Source organism: Roseateles saccharophilus (genome assembly GCF_031458095.1).
Taxonomy (GTDB): domain Bacteria; phylum Pseudomonadota; class Gammaproteobacteria; order Burkholderiales; family Burkholderiaceae_C; genus Pelomonas; species Pelomonas saccharophila_A.
Map to the genome: position 1 here is coordinate 1 of NZ_JAVDXU010000003.1, position 16,598 is coordinate 16,598.

The window sequence follows — 16,598 nt, forward strand, 5'->3', positions numbered from 1 at the left end:
CCGTCTGGGTCTTGCTGTTGCTCAGACCGCCCGCGTCGGTCACTGTCAACGTCACCGTGTAGCTGCCTGCCGCGCTGTAGCTCTTCGTGACCGACACCCCGCTGGCGCTGGTGCCGTCGCCAAACGTCCACGCGTAGCTCGCGATGGGGCCTTCCGCATCCGTGCTGCCGGCGCCGGAGAAGCTCAGGCTCGCGCCCACCTGCCCACTGGTCGGGCCGCTGATGTTGGCCACTGGCGCCTGGTTGGCTGGCGCCGTGATCACCACCGTCTGGCTCTTGCTGTTGGTCAGGCCTCCCGCGTCGGTCACCGTCAAAGTCACCGTGTAGCTGCCTGCCGCGCTGTAGCTCTTCGTGACCGACACGCCGCTGGCGCTGGTGCCGTCGCCGAACGTCCACGCATAGCTCGCGATGGGGCCTTCCGCATCCGTGCTCCCGGCGCCGGAGAAGCTCAGGCTCGCGCCCACCTGCCCGCTGGTCGGGCCGCTGATGTTGGCCACTGGCGCCTGGTTGCCCGTGCCGCCCGCCGTCCAGGCCTCCACTTCGACGATGCGCGAGAAGTTGTACTTTGCACCCGCTACCAGGACTCGAATACGGGTCGTACTCACCGGTGCAAATACAAATTGCCGCCACACCTTGTCATTTCCGGTGACATTGCCGCCTTCTACGGTCACCCATGCGCCGCCATCCCAATATTGGACGTCGTATTTAATGATTCCATATTGTCCGAAGGTCATCCCCAGCGTCGGCGCCGACGGCGATTCCCTATCATCCTGCAGTGTGAATACGTCAATTTCACCGACAGTCTGGACACCATTGAAATCAATCTGAACCCAGTCGGGATAGACACCCGATGTGGCATCGTTCCACCCTCCGCCGGCGCCCCAATTCAGGCCCTTTCTGTCACCGTCATTGATCGCTTTAACGGGGTAATTAATGTCATACACACTGGAGGCCGACGCAACACCACCATTGGCAGCCAATGCCACATTCGTTGGAATACCTGGAGGCACTCCAACCGAAAACAACGCGGTTTTCACGGAACTCAATCCATGATCATCCACCACCGTCAGGGCGACTTTATACGTGCCGATATATTGGTAGGTCTTGGCGACGCCGATTCCAGTTCCGGTCGTGCCATCTCCGAAATCCCATGCATAAGAAACAATGGAACCACCAGGGGCACTACTCAGCGCGGCTGAAAACTGCGCAACCGCCCCTGCAACTCCAACACTTGGCTGTACTTCAAAATTCGCGTTGGGCGGCGGGTAAGCCCCTTGCGAAACCACAACTTGCTGGCTAGCAGTGGCTGTCGCCCCCAGGGAGTCGGTCACCGTCAACTGGACGGTGTAGGTTCCAGCGTTTGCATAAACCTTCCTCGCTGAAACTCCAACCGCGGTCGTACCGTCGCCGAAGTCCCACCCATAACTTTCGATGTTGGCTTCAGTATCTGTACTCCCAGCCCCTGAAAAGGTAGTGAAGATGCCGGCCTGCAAATTCGCCGAGGGCACTGAGATGACCGCCACGGGGGGTGTGTTCGGCTGAAGGCAAAGCTCCCAGATGCCGAACAGCGCCGAGCCCCTGGAGTGGCCGTACACCGAGTAGCCACACCCGGTGGAAGGTGCAAACGTCGTCAGCGCAAGAGACACGTTCCCCGGGTTTGTTGCCGGCACGCGCACCTCGGTCCACAAGAGGGTTCTCGTGTCGAAGGTCCACAGATCGTCCAATGCCGAACCGGACGGCGAAACGCCACCGAACAAAACCACGACTCCATTTTTCGAGTCGAAATACATCTGCGCATAGCTGCGAGCGCTCGGGCCGACCGCCCCGGTTACTTCCCTCCAACTGTTGGTTGCAGGGTCGTACAACCATGTGTCGTTCAAATAGGCATTGTTGACGCACCGCACCGACTCTCGATCAAAGCATACCCCTCCGAACAGCACGAATTGGCGACTGAATGAGTCGTAGACAAATTGATTCTCGATCTGACCGCGGGGCTCAGGCGAAGTCCCTTGGCCAGCCGGAATGCCCAGCGTAAATTCTCTGGCCGAAAAATTCAGCTTATACAAGGCGTTGTCATTGCTGGCACCTCCGAACATATAGGCATTGGTGCCATCTCCAGCGAACCCCGGGCTGTGACGCTCTGTAGGAGCCAATCCGGTATACCCCCAGTGACGCTCCATCAGCCTGGTGTATTGCCCAGTACTCAGGGAATAGGCCCAAGCACCGCTTCCCAAGTCCGCGTAGATGGAATAGGCCGCACCGGCGCTGATGCCGATATCGCGGTCCAACGTCAGCGTCTTGAGCGCCGCGTCATAGGACAGGACCACGGCAGTAGCGCCGCCGTTCTGCACGAGCCAATCCTTATAGAAGTCATTCGTCGTGCCTGGCAGCGTCGGATCTACCAACGCCGTGCCCGTCGTACCTGCACCCGCAGACCGCGTAAAGCCCTGCTGGCTGGAACATCTGTAGCCACTCCCGCCATTCCACAGCCAGAAATAGTTGTTGATGGGATCAAATACGACGCCGCTTTCGTCTGAGCCATTGGGCTTATTGAACGAAGTATTGCCCGCGCAGCTGTTATTGGGATCGAGCGCCGTCCATGACCTGGCAAGAGGATCAAAAGTCCAAACATCGTTGAGATAGGCTCCGCCGCCGGCCCCTCCCCACAAAACCGCCTGATTGAGCGAGTCCACCCACGTCATGGCGCTCCACTCGCGCCATTGGGGCGCATTGGTCGTGGAGATCGGCCGCCATGTCGCAACAAATTCCGTTGCGCGCGCGTCGTTCGCCGCCAGTCCCAAGGAAAAGATGCAAGCGCTGAGCAGGACCGCGATCAGCCGGTTGAGAAGGACGCGCATAGGAACCGCAATCGAGAGATGTAAAGAATCTGTCAATGCCTCGACGTGAAGGGGAAGTTCACGAAGGCCTCTTTTTTTGTGAACGCGCAAGCGACTCGCCTCGCCATCAATGTTTACTTTTACAGCCTACGCGGACACTGGCGTTGACATTCCGCAACCCATACCCTCGAGAAAGGGGGGGCAAAAGGCACGTTTAGTGCACGGTGTCGACCCGCTCGCCACCTGACCTGGGCCTGCACAGCACACGCTCATCGCAGAGGACCCGGCCCAACCGCAGTTGCGGTCGTCTTGACCTCCAGCAACCGCAGCACGGCGGGGGCGACTTTGGCGGCGCCCGTCATGCTGAGGTGGTTGTCGTCGAAGTACAGGCTGGCATCCCCCTCCAACACCTGGCAACGCGCGCCACCGCACAGCAACTGGTCCAGCCCGACGCGTTCGGCTTGCCCATCAGCGGTCAGCCGTTGCACCAGGGCCAGCGCCGCGGCCTGCCGGATGCGGTAGTCGGCCGCCGTCTGGCCTTGCGCGGCCAGCTCGTCTGCGCGTCGCCAGCGCATGGCGAGCGCCGCCGGCACCGGGTAGTGGTAGGTGGGCACCGGGTCCAGCAGCAGCACATGTTTGCCCGCGGCGCGCAAGCGGCGGATGCTTTCGGCCAGGCCCGCCTCGAAGGCGTCCGCGTCCGGGCTGCCCAGGTAGAACTCATGGCGTGCCACCAGCAGCACGGCATCGACGCTTGCGTCTTCAGTGAGCCGGGCCAGCAGCGCGTCGTTGACAGCCACGCAGCGCGGCCGGCCCGGCGGCTTATAGCCCAGGGCCGGCGGGCAGCTGGAGCCAGTCAGTTGCGCAACGCGACGGTCAGTGGCTAAGTTGCCCAAGGCGCGGGCGATCTCGACGCCATGGCTGTCGCCCCATACCGCCAGGATGGGCTTTGCGTCTGACGGCCCGAACAGGCAACGCTCGTCGTAGCCAAGCCAGCGGTTGCCGCTCGAATGGCAGCGCTTGCGGTCGGCGCTGAAGTCGGAGGCGCCGGCACGCAGCGCGGCGTCACGGCCGGGCTGGGAAGCGCGGTGGTCTGAGGCGACCGTCAGCGCCCAGGCCGCGGCCAGGCTGAGCACGATGGTGGAAGCACCCGCCGCCAGCATGACCGGCTGGGCCAGCCTGGACTGGCGCACCGGCGCCTCCACCCAGCGCAGCGAGGCCCAGGCCAGCGCCACGGACAACGCGACGGCCAGCGTCGCCTGCACGGGCGTGGGCTGGTCCAGCACGAGGTGGCGCGTCAGCACCAGCACCGGCCAGTGCCAGAGGTAGAGGGAAAAGGAATGCGCGCCTATCCAGCGCAGCGGCGCCATCGACAGCCAGCGCGTGGCCAGCGCCCGCCGCGTGCTGCCCACCCAGATCAGCGCCGCCGTCGCCAGGCAGGGCCACAGGGCCGCCGGCCCCGGGAAGGCATGGTCGGCACGCATCAGCAGCAGCGAGGCCAGCAGGGCGACGAACGCCCCTCCACCCACTGCTTGGTCCACCCAGACCGGGCGCGGCGAAGACGCCTCGTCCCGACCCATCCACCAGGCCAGCACCGAACCGATCATCAGCTCGAAGGTGCGCGCCGGCGCGGCGAAGAAGGCCCATTCGGCGTCGTAGGGCATCAGCTTCAGGCACCAGGCCAGCGAGGCCAGGCCCACGGCCACCAGCACGATGCCGATGCGCCGCCGCGCAAAGCGCCACAGCAGGGCCAGCAGCGGCGGGAAGACGATGTAGTACTGCTCCTCCACGGCCAGCGACCAGGTGTGCAGCAGCGGCTTGAGCTCGGCCGCGCCTTCGAAGTAGCCGGTGGTGCGGTAGAGCTCGATGTTGGAAGCAAACAGGCCCGTCGCGCCCAACAGGCGCGCGAACTCATGCAGGGCCGCCGGCTCCAGCAACAGCCAGCAGGCCGGCGCCACGAGGGCCAGCATCGCGAACAGCGCCGGGAAGATGCGCCGGATGCGCGCCGCATAGAAGGAGGCGATGCTGTAGCTGCCCGCGGCCAGGCGCTGCAGCAGCAGCGTCGTGATCAGATAGCCCGAGATCACGAAGAAGACGTCCACGCCGACGAAGCCGCCGGGCAGCAGCGCGGGCCAGGCGTGGAAGACCACCACCGGCACGATGGCGAGGGCCCGCAGTCCCTCGATGTCGGGCCGGAACTTCATCCGCCGGGATCAGGCCAGCGCTTGCGCGAGCGCGGCGACGACCTGGTCCTGCTGCTCCTCGGTGAGATCGGCGCTCATGGGCAGGCTCATGACCCGCTGGGCCGCGTCGATGCTGTGCGGGCAGTCCTCGGGCTTGCCGTATTTGGCATAGGCAGGCTGGTGGTGCAGCGGGCGCGGGTAGTGCACGGCGGTCGGCACGCCGGCCGCCTTGAGCCTGGCCTGCACGGCTTCGCGGTCGTCCACGAAGACGGTGTACTGGGCCCAGACGCAGTCGCGATCGCCCTTGACCTCCAGAAGCTGAAGGCCCGGGATGGCGGCGCTCAGCTTGGCGCGGTAGGCCTCACCCAGCTCCAGGCGGCGGCGCACTTCCCACTCGAAGCGGTCCAGCTTGCCGAGCACGACGGCGCATTGCAGCGTGTCCATGCGGCCGCCGACGCCGATGCGGGTGTGCAGATAGCGCTGGCTCTGGCCATGGGTGCGGATCTCGCGGCAGGCCTGGGCGAGCTTGTCGTCGCTCGTGAAGATGGCACCGCCGTCGCCGTAGCAGCCCAGCGGCTTGCTCGGGAAGAAGCTGGTGCAGCCGAAGGTGGAGAGGTTGCAGCTCTTCTTGCCGTTGTACGAGGCGCCAAAGCTTTGCGCCGCGTCCTCGATGACGGCCAGGCCATGCTTGCCGGCAATGGTGTTGATGGCGTCCATGTCGGCCACCTGGCCATACAGGCTGACCGGCATGATGGCCTTGGTCCTGGCCGTGATGGCGGCCTCGATCAGCGTCGGGTCGATATTGGCCGTGCCGGGCTGGATGTCGACGAAGACCGGCACGCCGCCGGCCAGCACGATCATCTCGGCCGTGGCGGCGAAGGTGAAGGGGCTGGTGATGACCTCGTCGCCCGGCTGCAGGTCCAGGGCCATCAGGCAGATCAGCAGGGCCTCGGTGCCACTGGCGACGCTGATGCAATGCTTGGCGCCGGTATAGGCGACCAGGGCCTCCTCCATCTCCTTGACCTCGGGGCCGAGGATGTACTGGCCATGGTCCAGCACCTTCTGGATGCGGGCGTTGATGTTGTCGCGCAGGGCCGCGTACTGGCTTTTGAGGTCGATGAAGTCCATCAGATGATCTCCAGGCGATGGCCGCTCAGGCGGTAGCGATCGCCGGTGTGGGGGCAGGTGGCGTCGACGGCCTGTTCGCTCGCGACGGGCAATTCCAGGCGCTCGCCGAAACGGCTCATCCAGCCGATCTGCTTGGCGGGCACGCCCACCATCAGCGCGAAGTCGGGCACGTCGCGGTTGATGACGGCGCCGGCGCCGATGAAGGCGAAGCGGCCGATGGTGGTGCCGCAGACGATGGTGGAGTTGGCGCCCAGGGTCGCGCCCTGCTTCACCAGGGTGCGGCGGTATTCATCCTTGCGCGTGACGGCCGAGCGCGGGTTGTACACATTGGTGAACACCATGCTGGGGCCGCAGAACACGTCGTCCTCCAGCGTCACGGCGTCATAGACGGAGACGTTGTTCTGGATCTTGACGTTGTTGCCGATGCTGACGTCGTTGCCGACGTAGACGTTCTGGCCGAAGGAGCATTTGGCGCCGATGCGGGCGCCGGCGCTGATGTGCACGAAATGCCAGACACGGCAGTCGGCGCCCAGCTGGGCCCCCTCATCGACGATGGCGCTGGGGTGGATGGTCGTCGCCATGATCAGTAAGCGAGAGGCAGGTTGATACGCTTGCCGTCGCGGGCGCTCATGTAGAGGGCGATCAGCAGCTCCAGCGACTTCAGGCCCTCGCGGCCATCGGTCTCGGGATGGGCTTCGCCGCGCAGCGTCTTGATGACGTTGTCGTAGTACAGCGGGTGGCCGAAGCCGTAGACCGAGGTGGTCTGGTAGCTGGCGTCGCTGATGAGGCTGTCCATCTCGTGCGGCGCCTCGAACTCCCAATGCTGGATCTCGTTGACGGCCAGGCCGCCCACGCGCACCGAGCCCTTCTCGCCCAGCAGGGTGATGGAGCCTTCCAGGTTCTTGGGATAGGTCAGCATGCTGACGTTGACCGTGCCCATGGCACCGTTGCGCCACTTCAGCGCGGCCACGCCGCTGTCCTCGACCTCGATGTTGCGGGCCAGGGTGCCGGTATAGGCCATGACGCTCTCGACCGGGCCGCAGATCCAGTCGAGCAGGTCGACATAGTGGCTGGCCTGGTTCATGAAGGCGCCGCCGTCGAATTCCCAGGTGCCGCGCCACTCGGCGCTGTCGTAATAGCTCTGCGGGCGGGTCCAGAAGACGTTGACGGCGATGTTGTACAGGCGCCCGAAGCGGCCTTCGGCAACGGCGCGCTTGAGCAGCTGCAGCGTCGGGTTGCGGCGGTTCTGCTTGACGACGAAGAGGCGTACGCCGGCGTCGTCGCAGGCCTTGACCATGGTCAAGCCGTCCTGCCAGCGCGTGGCCATGGGCTTCTCGGTCATCACGTCGATGCCGGCGGCGGCGACCTCGATGGCCTGGCGCGGATGCAAGCCGCTGGGCGTCGTCAGCACGACGCAGTCCAGCCCCAACTCGGCCTTGGCGGCCAGCAGCTCGGTCAGCGAGGCGAAGCCGCGAGCGCCGGTCTTGTCGACGGCGGCCTGCAGCGCAGCGGCGTCGGTGTCGCAGACGGCCACGAGCTCGGCGCGCTCGCCGTGCTTCTTGATCGCCTCGATGTGGTTCTGGGCAATGCGACCGCAGCCGATCAGCGCGAAGCGGACCAGGCGGCCGGTGACGGGAGGACGGATCTGTTGCATGGGATTCACCTGTGGAGAGTCGGTTCTATCTTGTCGGCCCGTGGGGCAGCTAGGCCGCATTGTCGGCAGATCGCCGCCAGAAGCGCGTCAGGCGCGCAAAGACGGGGTCGGCGGCCAGCGGGTGGCGGCACCAGGCCAGGGCCAGCAGCCAGGACAGGCAGCAGCTGAGGATGGCCAGCACGAACCAGGGGATGGGCAGGGTCTGGCCCGGCTCGCGCGGGTGCAGCAACAGCAGCAGGGTCGGCAGGGCCAGGGCCAGCAACGCGACCGCCAGGCTGCGCGCCAGTTGGGCCCGCAGCGTGCGCCAGTCGTTGGGCAGAAACTTGTCCTTCACCACATAGACCAGCGGCAGCTGCAGCAGATTGGCCACCACCAGGGCGGCGGCGCAGGCCCAGGGTTCGCGCCAATACGCCGCCGCGGCGACGATGAGGGCGGCGCGCCCGGGCTGGAACACCACCTCCATGCGGGTCAGCAGGTCCATGCGGCCCATGGCCACCATCAGGTTGCCGATCAGGCTGATCATGGCCGCCAGGGCGCCGGCCAGGCAGAAGATGGGCACCAGCGGCGCGGCCGCGTCCCATTGCGGCCCGAACAGCAGGCGCAGCGTCTCCAGCCCATACAGGGCGACGAAGCCGTAGAAGGGCCAGGCGACCACGCAGACATAGGTCACGCTGGTGAGATACAGCGGCTCCATGGCCTGCTGCTCGCGCACCGCCTTGGCAAAGGCCGGATAGGCCACATTGCGCACCGCGCCCATCAGGTCGCGGTGGAAGAGGTTCATCAAGCCCTGGGCGCGGCTCAGCAGGGCCACGGGCGTGAACCCCATCAGCTTGCCCACGGCCAAGTCGTTGATGTCCATGGACACGGAAGTGACGACACCCACCAGCGAACTCTGGGCACCGAACTTGAACAGGCTGCGCCATTTGGACAGGCCCGGCCTCATCAGGCGGCGTTCGCCCTGGGCCCACCAGGCGGCAAAGCCCGTCGTCGCGCTGACCACCAGGGTGCCGGCCACCAGGCCGAGAGGGCCGAAGCCGGCCCAGGACAGGCTGACGCTGGTGATCGCGCCGGCCAGCGTCGCGGCGAAGTTGACGACCGCCAGGGCCTTGAAGGCCAGGCGGCGGCGCAGCAGGGCCAGCGAGATGGTCGAGAACGGCAGCAGCAGGAAATTCAGCGAGGCCAGCCACAGCAGGTCGCGCATGCGCGGCTCGCGGTAGAAGTCGGCCACCCAGGGCGCCGCACCGAAGACCACGCCCCCCAGGCCGATGCCGATGATCAGCGTGACGCCCAGGGCCGTGCGGATGTGGTCGTCGGTGAGGTCCTTCTCCTGGATCAGATAGCTGGCCACGCCGAAGTCGCGCAGCACCTGGGCGATGCTGATGACGGCCAGCGTCACCGAGTAGACGCCGATCTGGTCCGGCGTCAGCAACCGGGCGATCAGCAGGTTGCTGGCCAGGTTGATGATGATCAGCGCATACCGCTCCGCAAAGGAGAACAGCAGCGCGCTGCGCACGCCGCTCACTTCAAAGGCTCCATGCGCCGGCCCTCGGCCGCGGCGTCCAGCACCTCGGCCAGGCGGCGCGTCGTCGCGGCGCGGCTGAAGCGTGCGATGCCCTGCGCCGGCTCGACGCGGCCCTCGCCGCGCAGCCAGACCAGCAGGGTCTGCGCCAGGGTGGCCACGTCGCCAGGCTCGACACGCACCCCACCGCCGGTATCGTCCAACACCTGGGCCACCTCGCTGGCCGCCGGCACCACGGCCAGGATGGTGCGACCGCAGGCCAGGTATTCAAAGAGCTTGCCCGGCAGGGAGGCAGTCGCGTAGTAGCCAGTGGGTACTGGAAGGTAGAGCAGATCGGCCTGCTTCATCAGCGTGACGGCTTGACCGTGAGGCACGGGGCCCAGTTCGCTGACCCAGTCGGTCACCCCGGCTTCGGTGGCCGGACCGGGCCGGAAGCCGGCTGCGTCCACGCGCAGCCGCGCCAGCTCGGCGCAGCCCTGCGCCTTCAGCAGCGCGATGGCGGCGTAGAGGTCGTGCAGGCCATAGCCGCTGCGCCAGACGCCCGTGTAACAGATGCGCAGCAGGCCGTCGCCGACGGGCGCGACATCGCCCGCGAAGTCGGCCGGCTCGAAGCCGTTTGTGACTAGGTGGAGGTCGTCCCGGCCGCAGTCGCGGCCAATGCTTTGCACCAGGGTGCGCGTCACCGTGACGATGGCCGCGGCGTCACGCGCGGCCAGCCGTTCCAGCGATGGGTTCTCGCGCAGCTGTGCGGCCGAATGCAGCTCCCAGGCCATGTCGCCGCTGGGCGCCCACTGGTCGCGGTAGTCCAGCACATAGGGCTTACCGGTGCGTCGGGACACCTCGCGAGCGATCAGGAAGGCGGTGTAGGGCCAGGCGCTGGCGTAGATCGCATCGAAGCCCGTCTCGTCGTGCAGCTGCACTGCACGTTCGACCGCCGTGGGTAGCCAGCCTGCGGCGTGGTCGGGGATGCTGGCCCGCTCGCGCAACCGCCAGGCCAGCGCCTCGACGCCGCGCTCGCGCCAACGCGCCGGCAGCCAGCCCATCCAACGCCGGGCCCTGACGTGACTGAGTAGCGGCACGCGCTCGACCCGCGTGCCGGGCCTCACCTCGGCCAGCAGCTCCGGTTCCAGCTCGGCGCGAGGGTCGGGCTCCCAGCTCAGCACCAGCGGCTCCCAGCCCAGGTCGGGCAGGTGGTTGGCGAAGCTCAGGCTACGCCGCGTGCCGGAGTTGCGGATCGGCGGGAACAAATAGGCGATAAAGAGGACGCGGCGCATCAGTTCGAGAAGTTGCGCAGCAGCCGCAGACCGAACTTGGTCCGGCCCCGGTCCCAGGGCGTGAAGCGCGGAATCTGGAAGGCGTCGTCGCCGGCGCGCGCGGCCGCCCAGCGCGTGGACACCGCGGCGTCGAAGCCCAACTCGCGCGCGATGGCCGGATGCACCTCGGGCAGATAATCGGTGCCCGGCTTGCCATTGGGATAGGCGAACAGGCCAATCTTCTCGCCCAGCAGGGCCTGCAGCGCGTCGCGGCTGCGGCCCATCTCGTCGGCCGCCTGCCGCGCGTCCAGCTTGGCCAGGATGGGATGGCTGACGGTGTGGGCGCCGATCTGCATGCCGGCGCGGCGCAGCGCCCTCACCTGCTCGCTGCTCATCATCAGGTCGTCGGGCGGGCGCACTTCGGCGCGCTCGGCGATGGCGTTCACGCAGGCCAGGCGCGGCTCGGGCGGCAGGTATTTGACGCGTTCGATGAGCTGGCCCAGCAGCGCCCGGCGCACCTGCATGTCCCCCAAGGCATGGGGGCCCAGGTCTTCGCCGTGGCAGTCCTTCAGGCCACGCAGATCCAGCAGGGACTGGCCGCTGAGGCGCACCGCCTCGATCAGCGTGTCGTTCCACATGCGGCCGCCGTCCAGGAAGCCGGTGGCGACGAAGAAGCTGCAGGGCAGGCCATGCTTTTGCAGCAGCGGCAGCGCCACGTCGTGGTTGTCGGCATAGCCGTCGTCAAAGCTCAGCGCCGCGGCGCGCGCGGGCAGGCTGCCCTCCTGCAGGCGGCGGGCGGCCTCGTCCAGCGGCAGCACCTTGAACCAGGACTTCAGCCAGCCCAGCATCTCGTCGAAACGGGCCGCGTCGACTTCGTCGGGGAAGAGCGGATCGGGCTCCCGCAGCACGCGGTGGAAGATCAACACGTTCAGGCGTGCACGCGCACCGGCGGGGGACAGCAGTTGGAGCAGCGGTGTCATGACAGCGGGACGATCTTCTTCTTCTGGAAACGCTTCTTCAGGAACTCGGGCCAGTAGATGACCGGCTCTTCCTTCTCGCGCAGCCATTCCTTGCGCTGCAGCCAGCGCTGGCCGACGACGGCCAGCACCAGCACGTTGTAAGGCAGGTCCCAATAGCTCAGGCTCAGGAAGGCGCCGCCCACGGCATAGCCGGCCAGGCTCACCTGCAGCATGCCGCCGAGGTCGGACAGCCACTGGGTCTCGGGCTTGCCGCGCGCCTTGACCCGCAGGTTGCCGGCCGTGAACCAGACCATGGTGAACAGCGTGAGGAAAAGGAAGAGGCCGATGAAGCCCAGTTCGCCCAGCACCATGAAGTAGATGCTGTGGGCCGCATGCACGTCATTGGGATCGGGAGCGTAGATGGCGAAAACGGGGCCGGTCCAGATCATGAAGCCGCCGCCGAAGAAGTTGGACTTCGCCAGGTTCCAGGCCATGCCCCAGGCATTGATGCGGCCCATGGCCGACTCGTCCTGCTGGTAGGTCTTGATGGTGTTCATGCGCTCCCACCACTCCGCCGGCATCAGCGACAGCAGGGCCACTGCAACGACAACCATGCCGATGGCCCCTGCCATCTTGTTTTTGCCACGCCACCACAGCACCAGGGCCATGGCCGCGATGGCCAGCAGCGCGCCGCGCGAATGGCTGCCCAGGGCCGCCATCGCCATCAGCACCATGCAGATGGTCATCGTCGTCTTGGCCCATTTGGCCTTCATCTGCATCTGCAGGAAGCGCATCAAGGGAATGACGATGACGATGGCCAGCGCGATCTCGTTGTTGCCTTCGATATAGGTGTTCTCGGGGCCCCAGACCTTGTAGCTGCCGCCGGTCAGCACCGTGAAGGCGCCGCCCTTGACGCCGAAGAAGCCGATGGAGATGACCAGCACCCAGGTCAGCAGCATCATGTGGCGCTTGCTGTGCAGCAGCACCATGGTGACCAGGATCATCAGGTCGATCTTCATGACCCGCTTCCACAGCTCGAAGCTCTCGTCGAAGAGCATCGAGAAGGGCAGCGTGATGCACATCCACATCATGAAGAGCATCAAGGTGACGTTCTCGCGGTTCAGCGAGTAGTCGCGCCTGTCCTTGGTGATGAACAGGCCGATCAGCGTCGCGCCGCCGATGGCCGCGGCGAAGGGCATGGTCTTCAGCGCCCAGCTGAGCTGGTGCGGATTCATGATGCTCATCCAGGTCCAGCCCAGGATGCCTATCCACGGCCGGCGAAAGGCCTGGATGATGATCCAGACCAGGATGACGAGCAGGCTGAGGTCACGCATGGGGCGCGGCTCCCGTGATGGACCGGAACAACGCCAGCTGGCCGTCCGTCGTTGCCTGCCAGCTGAAGCCTTCGGCATAGCGGCGGGTGGCGGCACGGTCGACGCCGGCGCTCAGCAATTCGGCGATGGCCGTCGCGAACGCGGCACCGTCGCGCGTGGCGACCAGGCGACCCGCCTCGGGACGGCCGACCACCTCGGGCGTGCCCCAGATGTCGGTGGCGACGACGGGCGTGCCGCAGGCCATGGATTCCAGCAGCACATTGGCCCAGCCCTCGCGGCTGGAGCACAAGAGCAGTACGTCGGCGGCGCTGTACCACTTCAACAGCTCGGTGTTGGGCAGGGAGCCCGTCAGGCGCACCTGGTCGGCCACGCCGAGGCGACTGGCCAGGGCGGTCAGCGCCGCCCTCTCCTCGCCCTCGCCGATGACGACGAGGCGGGCGCCGGGGCGTTGCTTGATGAGTTCGGCCAGCGCCTCGATGGCCACATGGTGGCCCTTGCGCTCGATGAGGTGGCCGACCGACAGCAGCAGGGGCTCGCCCGAGACGCCCAGCTCCGCCCGCATCTCTGCCTGCGGCAGCGGACGGAAGCGCTCCAGGTCGACGCCATTGCGCAGGGTGTGCAGCTTGGCCGGGTCATGGCCCCAGCCGCGCAGCACGTCCATCAGCGCGGCGCAGACACCGATGGAGCCCGCAGCCCGCGCCGAGGCCCACTCGATCATGCGCTTGGGCAGGGCGTACTGCGGGATCAGGTTCAGGTCCGTGCCCCGCGCCGTGATGGTCAGCGGTTTGTTGAACCATTGGGACAGCAGGGCCGCGGCGACGCCGTCGGGGTAGTAGTAGTGGGCGTCGATGAGGTCGAAGTCAAAGCCCTCGGCCATGAGCATGCGCACCGCAGCGCGGGCGCCCAGGGCCAGCGTCAGCGGCGCCGACGTCATGCCGACCTTGGGCAGCAACAGATAGCGCGGGTGCAGCACGTCCAGGCCGTTGCGCTGCTCGCGCGCCGGCGTGGCGGCGAACTTGGCGTAATCGCCCCAGCGCGAATTCGTCGACAGGAACCAGGGCACGGGCGCGATGACGCGCGATTCGACCTGGCCGCTCTTCATCAGCTCGCGCAGCCGCGTCTCCACGAAGATGCCGTGGCTGGGCCGCACGCTGCTGGGGAAGAGCGTGGAGAAGGTCAGGACCTTCAGCTTCCTCACGCTGCCGCCTCCGCCGCTTCAGCAGCTTCGATCAGGATGCGGCCAAAGACATCGGCGGCGACGCGGTGGCCGAATTGGGCTTCGACGAGTTCACGCGCCGCGCGGGACAGCTTCAGGCGCAGTTCGCCGTCGGCAATGAGCCTGAGCGTCGCCTCGGCCAGGGCCCCGGCACCGTCGGCGCGCAGGAAGTGGATGCCGTCCTCGACATCCAGGCCCTCGATGCCGATGCTGGTCGACACGACGGGCAGGCCCATGGCCATGGCCTCGAAGGCCTTGATGCGGGTACCACCGCCAACGCGCAAGGGGATGACGAAGGCCTGGGCGTCGCGGGCATGGTCGCGCACGTCGTCGACGAAGCCCGTGAAGCTGACGCCCGGCACATTGCGCTGCACCAGCGAGGCCGGCGGGTTCTTGCCGACGACGCGCAGCCGCGCGTCCGGCTGCCGGGCGCGCACCAGCGGCCAGACCTCTTCGATGTAGAAGCGGATGCCGTCGACATTGGCTTCCCAGTCCATGGAGCCGGTGAAGACGACGGTGGGTGCACCGTCGGCCGGCGTCTGCCAGGAGAAGAAGTCCAGGTCGACGCCGGTGGGGATGGCCCGCGCCGTCTTCAGGCCGTCGTTCTTCTCGAACATCCTGGCGTCGCGCTCGGACACGGCGACGACGCGGGTGAAGGCCGACAGCGCCTCGCGCTCGAAGCGGCGCATCTTGGCGGCCTGCGAGGCCCACAGCCAGCGCAGCGGCGCGCTGGCGGCCGTCTTGGCATGGCGCTCGAAGATCTCGGCCTCGACGTTGTGCGTGAAGCAGACCGTCGCGCCCTTGAGGTTCTCGGGACGCAGCACGGCGGCGTGGACGAAGTCGAAGACGACGACGTCGAATTTTTCCGTGGCCAGCAGCTTTTCCACCGCAGCCACCGCGGCCGGCGTGCGGTCGTTGACCACATTGATCGGCAACGATGAGAGCAGGTCAGGTGCGCGCTGCCAGCGCGGGCGCGGCGCGCTGGGCTGCCAGCCGATGAAGCGCCCGCACAGCCTATCCAGTTCGCCCTGCCATTCGCGCTGCTGCTCCGGCGTGGCCGGCGACAGCAGCGTGATGTCGAACTGGCCGCTTTCCTTCAGCCCGCGCAGGATGTTGCCCGTGCGGATCTTGCCGCCGGCATCGGCCGGGAACAGAAAGACCGGCGAAACGAACGCGACCCTAAGTCTGCTCACCAGCAGATGCCCTCGTACTGCGCGAAGCCAGCTTCGCGCAGGTCGGCGTAGCCGTTGAGGTCGACGACGCGGGCGCCCTTGCCCAGGGCGATGATGCGCCGGCGGGTCTCGGCGTCGGCATGGCCGACGACGATGATCTCGGCGCGCGCCAGCACGGCGTCGGGCGTCTCGTGCAGCAGCTTGTCGAGGTGGGGAATCTCGCGGTCGATGTATTCCTTGTTCTTGCCCAGCAGGCGCGCGATCTTGACGAACTTGTCGTAGATGGCGAGGTCAAAGCCCTTGCCCAGCAGGCGCTCGGCCAGCACCACCAGAGGCGAATCGCGCAGGTCGTCGGTGCCGGGCTTGAAGGCCAGGCCGAACAGGGCCACGGGCTTGCGGCCGTTGGCGGCGATGAGCTCGTAGGCGCGGCCGATGTGGGCGTCGTTGCTGGTCAGCAGCGAGCCCAGCACGGGGATGTCGACGCCCTGCTCGCGGGCGATGGTCAGGAAGCCCTTGACCTCCTTGGGCAGGCAGGAGCCGCCGAAGGCAAAGCCGGGGCGCAGATAGGCCTTGGAGATGTTGAGCTGCTTGTCTTCGCAGAACAGGGCCAGCACATCGCGCGAGTCCAGGCCGGCTTCCTTCAGCACCGCGCCGGCTTCGTTGGCGAAGACGATCTTCAGCGCGTGGAAGACATTGCACAGGTATTTGACCGACTCGGCCACGCCGACGTCGGCCGCGACAAAGCTGCCCGGCACGCCGGTGTACAGCCGCTTCATGACCTCGACGCCGGCCTCGTCCAGGCTGCCGACGATGGTCTGCGGCGGGTTGTGGAAGTCGGCCACCGACGAGCCCTCGCGCAGAAACTCGGGGTTGAAGACCAGGCTCAAGCGGTCGCCGATCTTGCGGCCGGCGGCCTTCTCCAGCAGCGGCGCGATGCGCGCGCGCGTGGTGCCGGGCGCCACGGTGCTGCGGATGACCAGGGTGTGCTGACCGTCCTTCTTGGCGATCTCGGCACCGATCTGGCCGACGACGGCGTCCAGGGCCGTCAGGTCGGGCATGTAGTTGGGCAGGGACGGGGTGGCGACGGAGATCAGCGAGATCTCGGTATCGCGCACCGCGGCCGCGACATCACGCGTGGCGGTCAGCTTGCCGGCCTTGACGGCGGCGCCGATCAGCTCCTCGATGCCCTCTTCTACCACGGGCGACTGGCCCGAGGCGATCAGCTCGACCTTGAGCGGGTTGATGTCCACGCCCACCACGTCGTGGCCGAGTTCGGGCAGGCAGGCGCAGGAGACCGCGCCGACGTAGCCGAGACCGAAAACCGAAACCTTCATGTCGTCCCTTTAT

General features: G+C 66.8%; 12 protein-coding genes. All 12 read right to left on the reverse strand.

Annotation, left to right across the window (positions count from 1 at the left end; genetic code table 11):
• Positions 1-2,857 (reverse strand): PKD domain-containing protein (locus J2X20_RS19000; RefSeq protein ID WP_310267880.1); only part of this gene is annotated, 2,857 nt, incomplete at its 3' end.
• 248 nt (positions 2,858-3,105) lie between these two features.
• Positions 3,106-5,037, reverse strand: coding sequence for an acyltransferase family protein (locus J2X20_RS19005; protein WP_310267882.1), 1,932 nt, complete (start codon positions 5,035-5,037; stop codon positions 3,106-3,108).
• A 9-nt stretch (positions 5,038-5,046) separates the two neighbouring features.
• Entirely contained in the window at positions 5,047-6,144 is a 1,098-nt protein-coding gene (locus J2X20_RS19010) for a DegT/DnrJ/EryC1/StrS family aminotransferase (RefSeq protein ID WP_310267883.1), read from the reverse strand.
• The gene (locus J2X20_RS19015; protein ID WP_310267886.1) at positions 6,144-6,725 is read right to left on the reverse strand and encodes an acyltransferase; all 582 of its coding nucleotides are present in this window, start codon (positions 6,723-6,725) and stop codon (positions 6,144-6,146) included. The genes J2X20_RS19010 and J2X20_RS19015 overlap by 1 nt, the downstream gene beginning before the upstream one ends.
• 2 nt (positions 6,726-6,727) lie before the next feature.
• Entirely contained in the window at positions 6,728-7,798 is a 1,071-nt protein-coding gene (locus tag J2X20_RS19020; RefSeq protein ID WP_310267889.1) for a Gfo/Idh/MocA family protein, read from the reverse strand.
• A 49-nt stretch (positions 7,799-7,847) separates the two neighbouring features.
• A complete protein-coding gene (locus J2X20_RS19025) occupies positions 7,848-9,320 on the reverse strand; it encodes a lipopolysaccharide biosynthesis protein (protein WP_310267892.1) in 1,473 nt (490 codons plus the stop codon).
• Positions 9,317-10,591 (reverse strand): glycosyltransferase, encoded by a 1,275-nt coding sequence (locus tag J2X20_RS19030; protein WP_310267894.1) that lies wholly within the window; start codon positions 10,589-10,591, stop codon positions 9,317-9,319. Before J2X20_RS19030 ends, J2X20_RS19025 begins: the two co-directional genes overlap by 4 nt.
• On the reverse strand, positions 10,591-11,550 hold the full coding sequence (locus J2X20_RS19035) for a polysaccharide deacetylase family protein (RefSeq protein WP_310267897.1): 960 nt from the start codon (positions 11,548-11,550) through the stop codon (positions 10,591-10,593). Before J2X20_RS19035 ends, J2X20_RS19030 begins: the two co-directional genes overlap by 1 nt.
• A complete protein-coding gene (locus J2X20_RS19040) occupies positions 11,547-12,863 on the reverse strand; it encodes a putative O-glycosylation ligase, exosortase A system-associated (protein WP_310267900.1) in 1,317 nt (438 codons plus the stop codon). Before J2X20_RS19040 ends, J2X20_RS19035 begins: the two co-directional genes overlap by 4 nt.
• Positions 12,856-14,052 carry a glycosyltransferase gene (locus J2X20_RS19045; RefSeq protein ID WP_476453990.1) on the reverse strand — a complete coding sequence of 399 codons (1,197 nt, stop codon included), beginning with the start codon at positions 14,050-14,052 and terminating at the stop codon, positions 12,856-12,858. Before J2X20_RS19045 ends, J2X20_RS19040 begins: the two co-directional genes overlap by 8 nt.
• 5 nt (positions 14,053-14,057) lie before the next feature.
• Complete coding sequence (locus J2X20_RS19050; protein ID WP_310267905.1) at positions 14,058-15,272, reverse strand: glycosyltransferase family 4 protein; 1,215 nt, start codon at positions 15,270-15,272, stop codon at positions 14,058-14,060.
• Positions 15,269-16,585: a nucleotide sugar dehydrogenase gene (locus J2X20_RS19055; protein WP_310267907.1), complete on the reverse strand. Its 1,317-nt coding sequence runs from the start codon at positions 16,583-16,585 to the stop codon at positions 15,269-15,271. Before J2X20_RS19055 ends, J2X20_RS19050 begins: the two co-directional genes overlap by 4 nt.
• Positions 16,586-16,598: the final 13 nt, after the last annotated feature.

Bases quoted from the DNA above. Each gene is read 5' to 3' on its own strand.
- J2X20_RS19035 (WP_310267897.1), bottom strand. From the start codon at position 11,550: ATGACACCGCTGCTCCAACTGCTGTCCCCCGCCGGTGCGCGTGCACGC.
- J2X20_RS19040 (WP_310267900.1), bottom strand. From the start codon at position 12,863: ATGCGTGACCTCAGCCTGCTCGTCATCCTGGTCTGGATCATCATCCAG.
- J2X20_RS19020 (WP_310267889.1), bottom strand. From the start codon at position 7,798: ATGCAACAGATCCGTCCTCCCGTCACCGGCCGCCTGGTCCGCTTCGCG.
- J2X20_RS19055 (WP_310267907.1), bottom strand. From the start codon at position 16,585: ATGAAGGTTTCGGTTTTCGGTCTCGGCTACGTCGGCGCGGTCTCCTGC.
- J2X20_RS19015 (WP_310267886.1), bottom strand. From the start codon at position 6,725: ATGGCGACGACCATCCACCCCAGCGCCATCGTCGATGAGGGGGCCCAG.
- J2X20_RS19030 (WP_310267894.1), bottom strand. From the start codon at position 10,591: ATGCGCCGCGTCCTCTTTATCGCCTATTTGTTCCCGCCGATCCGCAAC.
- J2X20_RS19010 (WP_310267883.1), bottom strand. From the start codon at position 6,144: ATGGACTTCATCGACCTCAAAAGCCAGTACGCGGCCCTGCGCGACAAC.
- J2X20_RS19005 (WP_310267882.1), bottom strand. From the start codon at position 5,037: ATGAAGTTCCGGCCCGACATCGAGGGACTGCGGGCCCTCGCCATCGTG.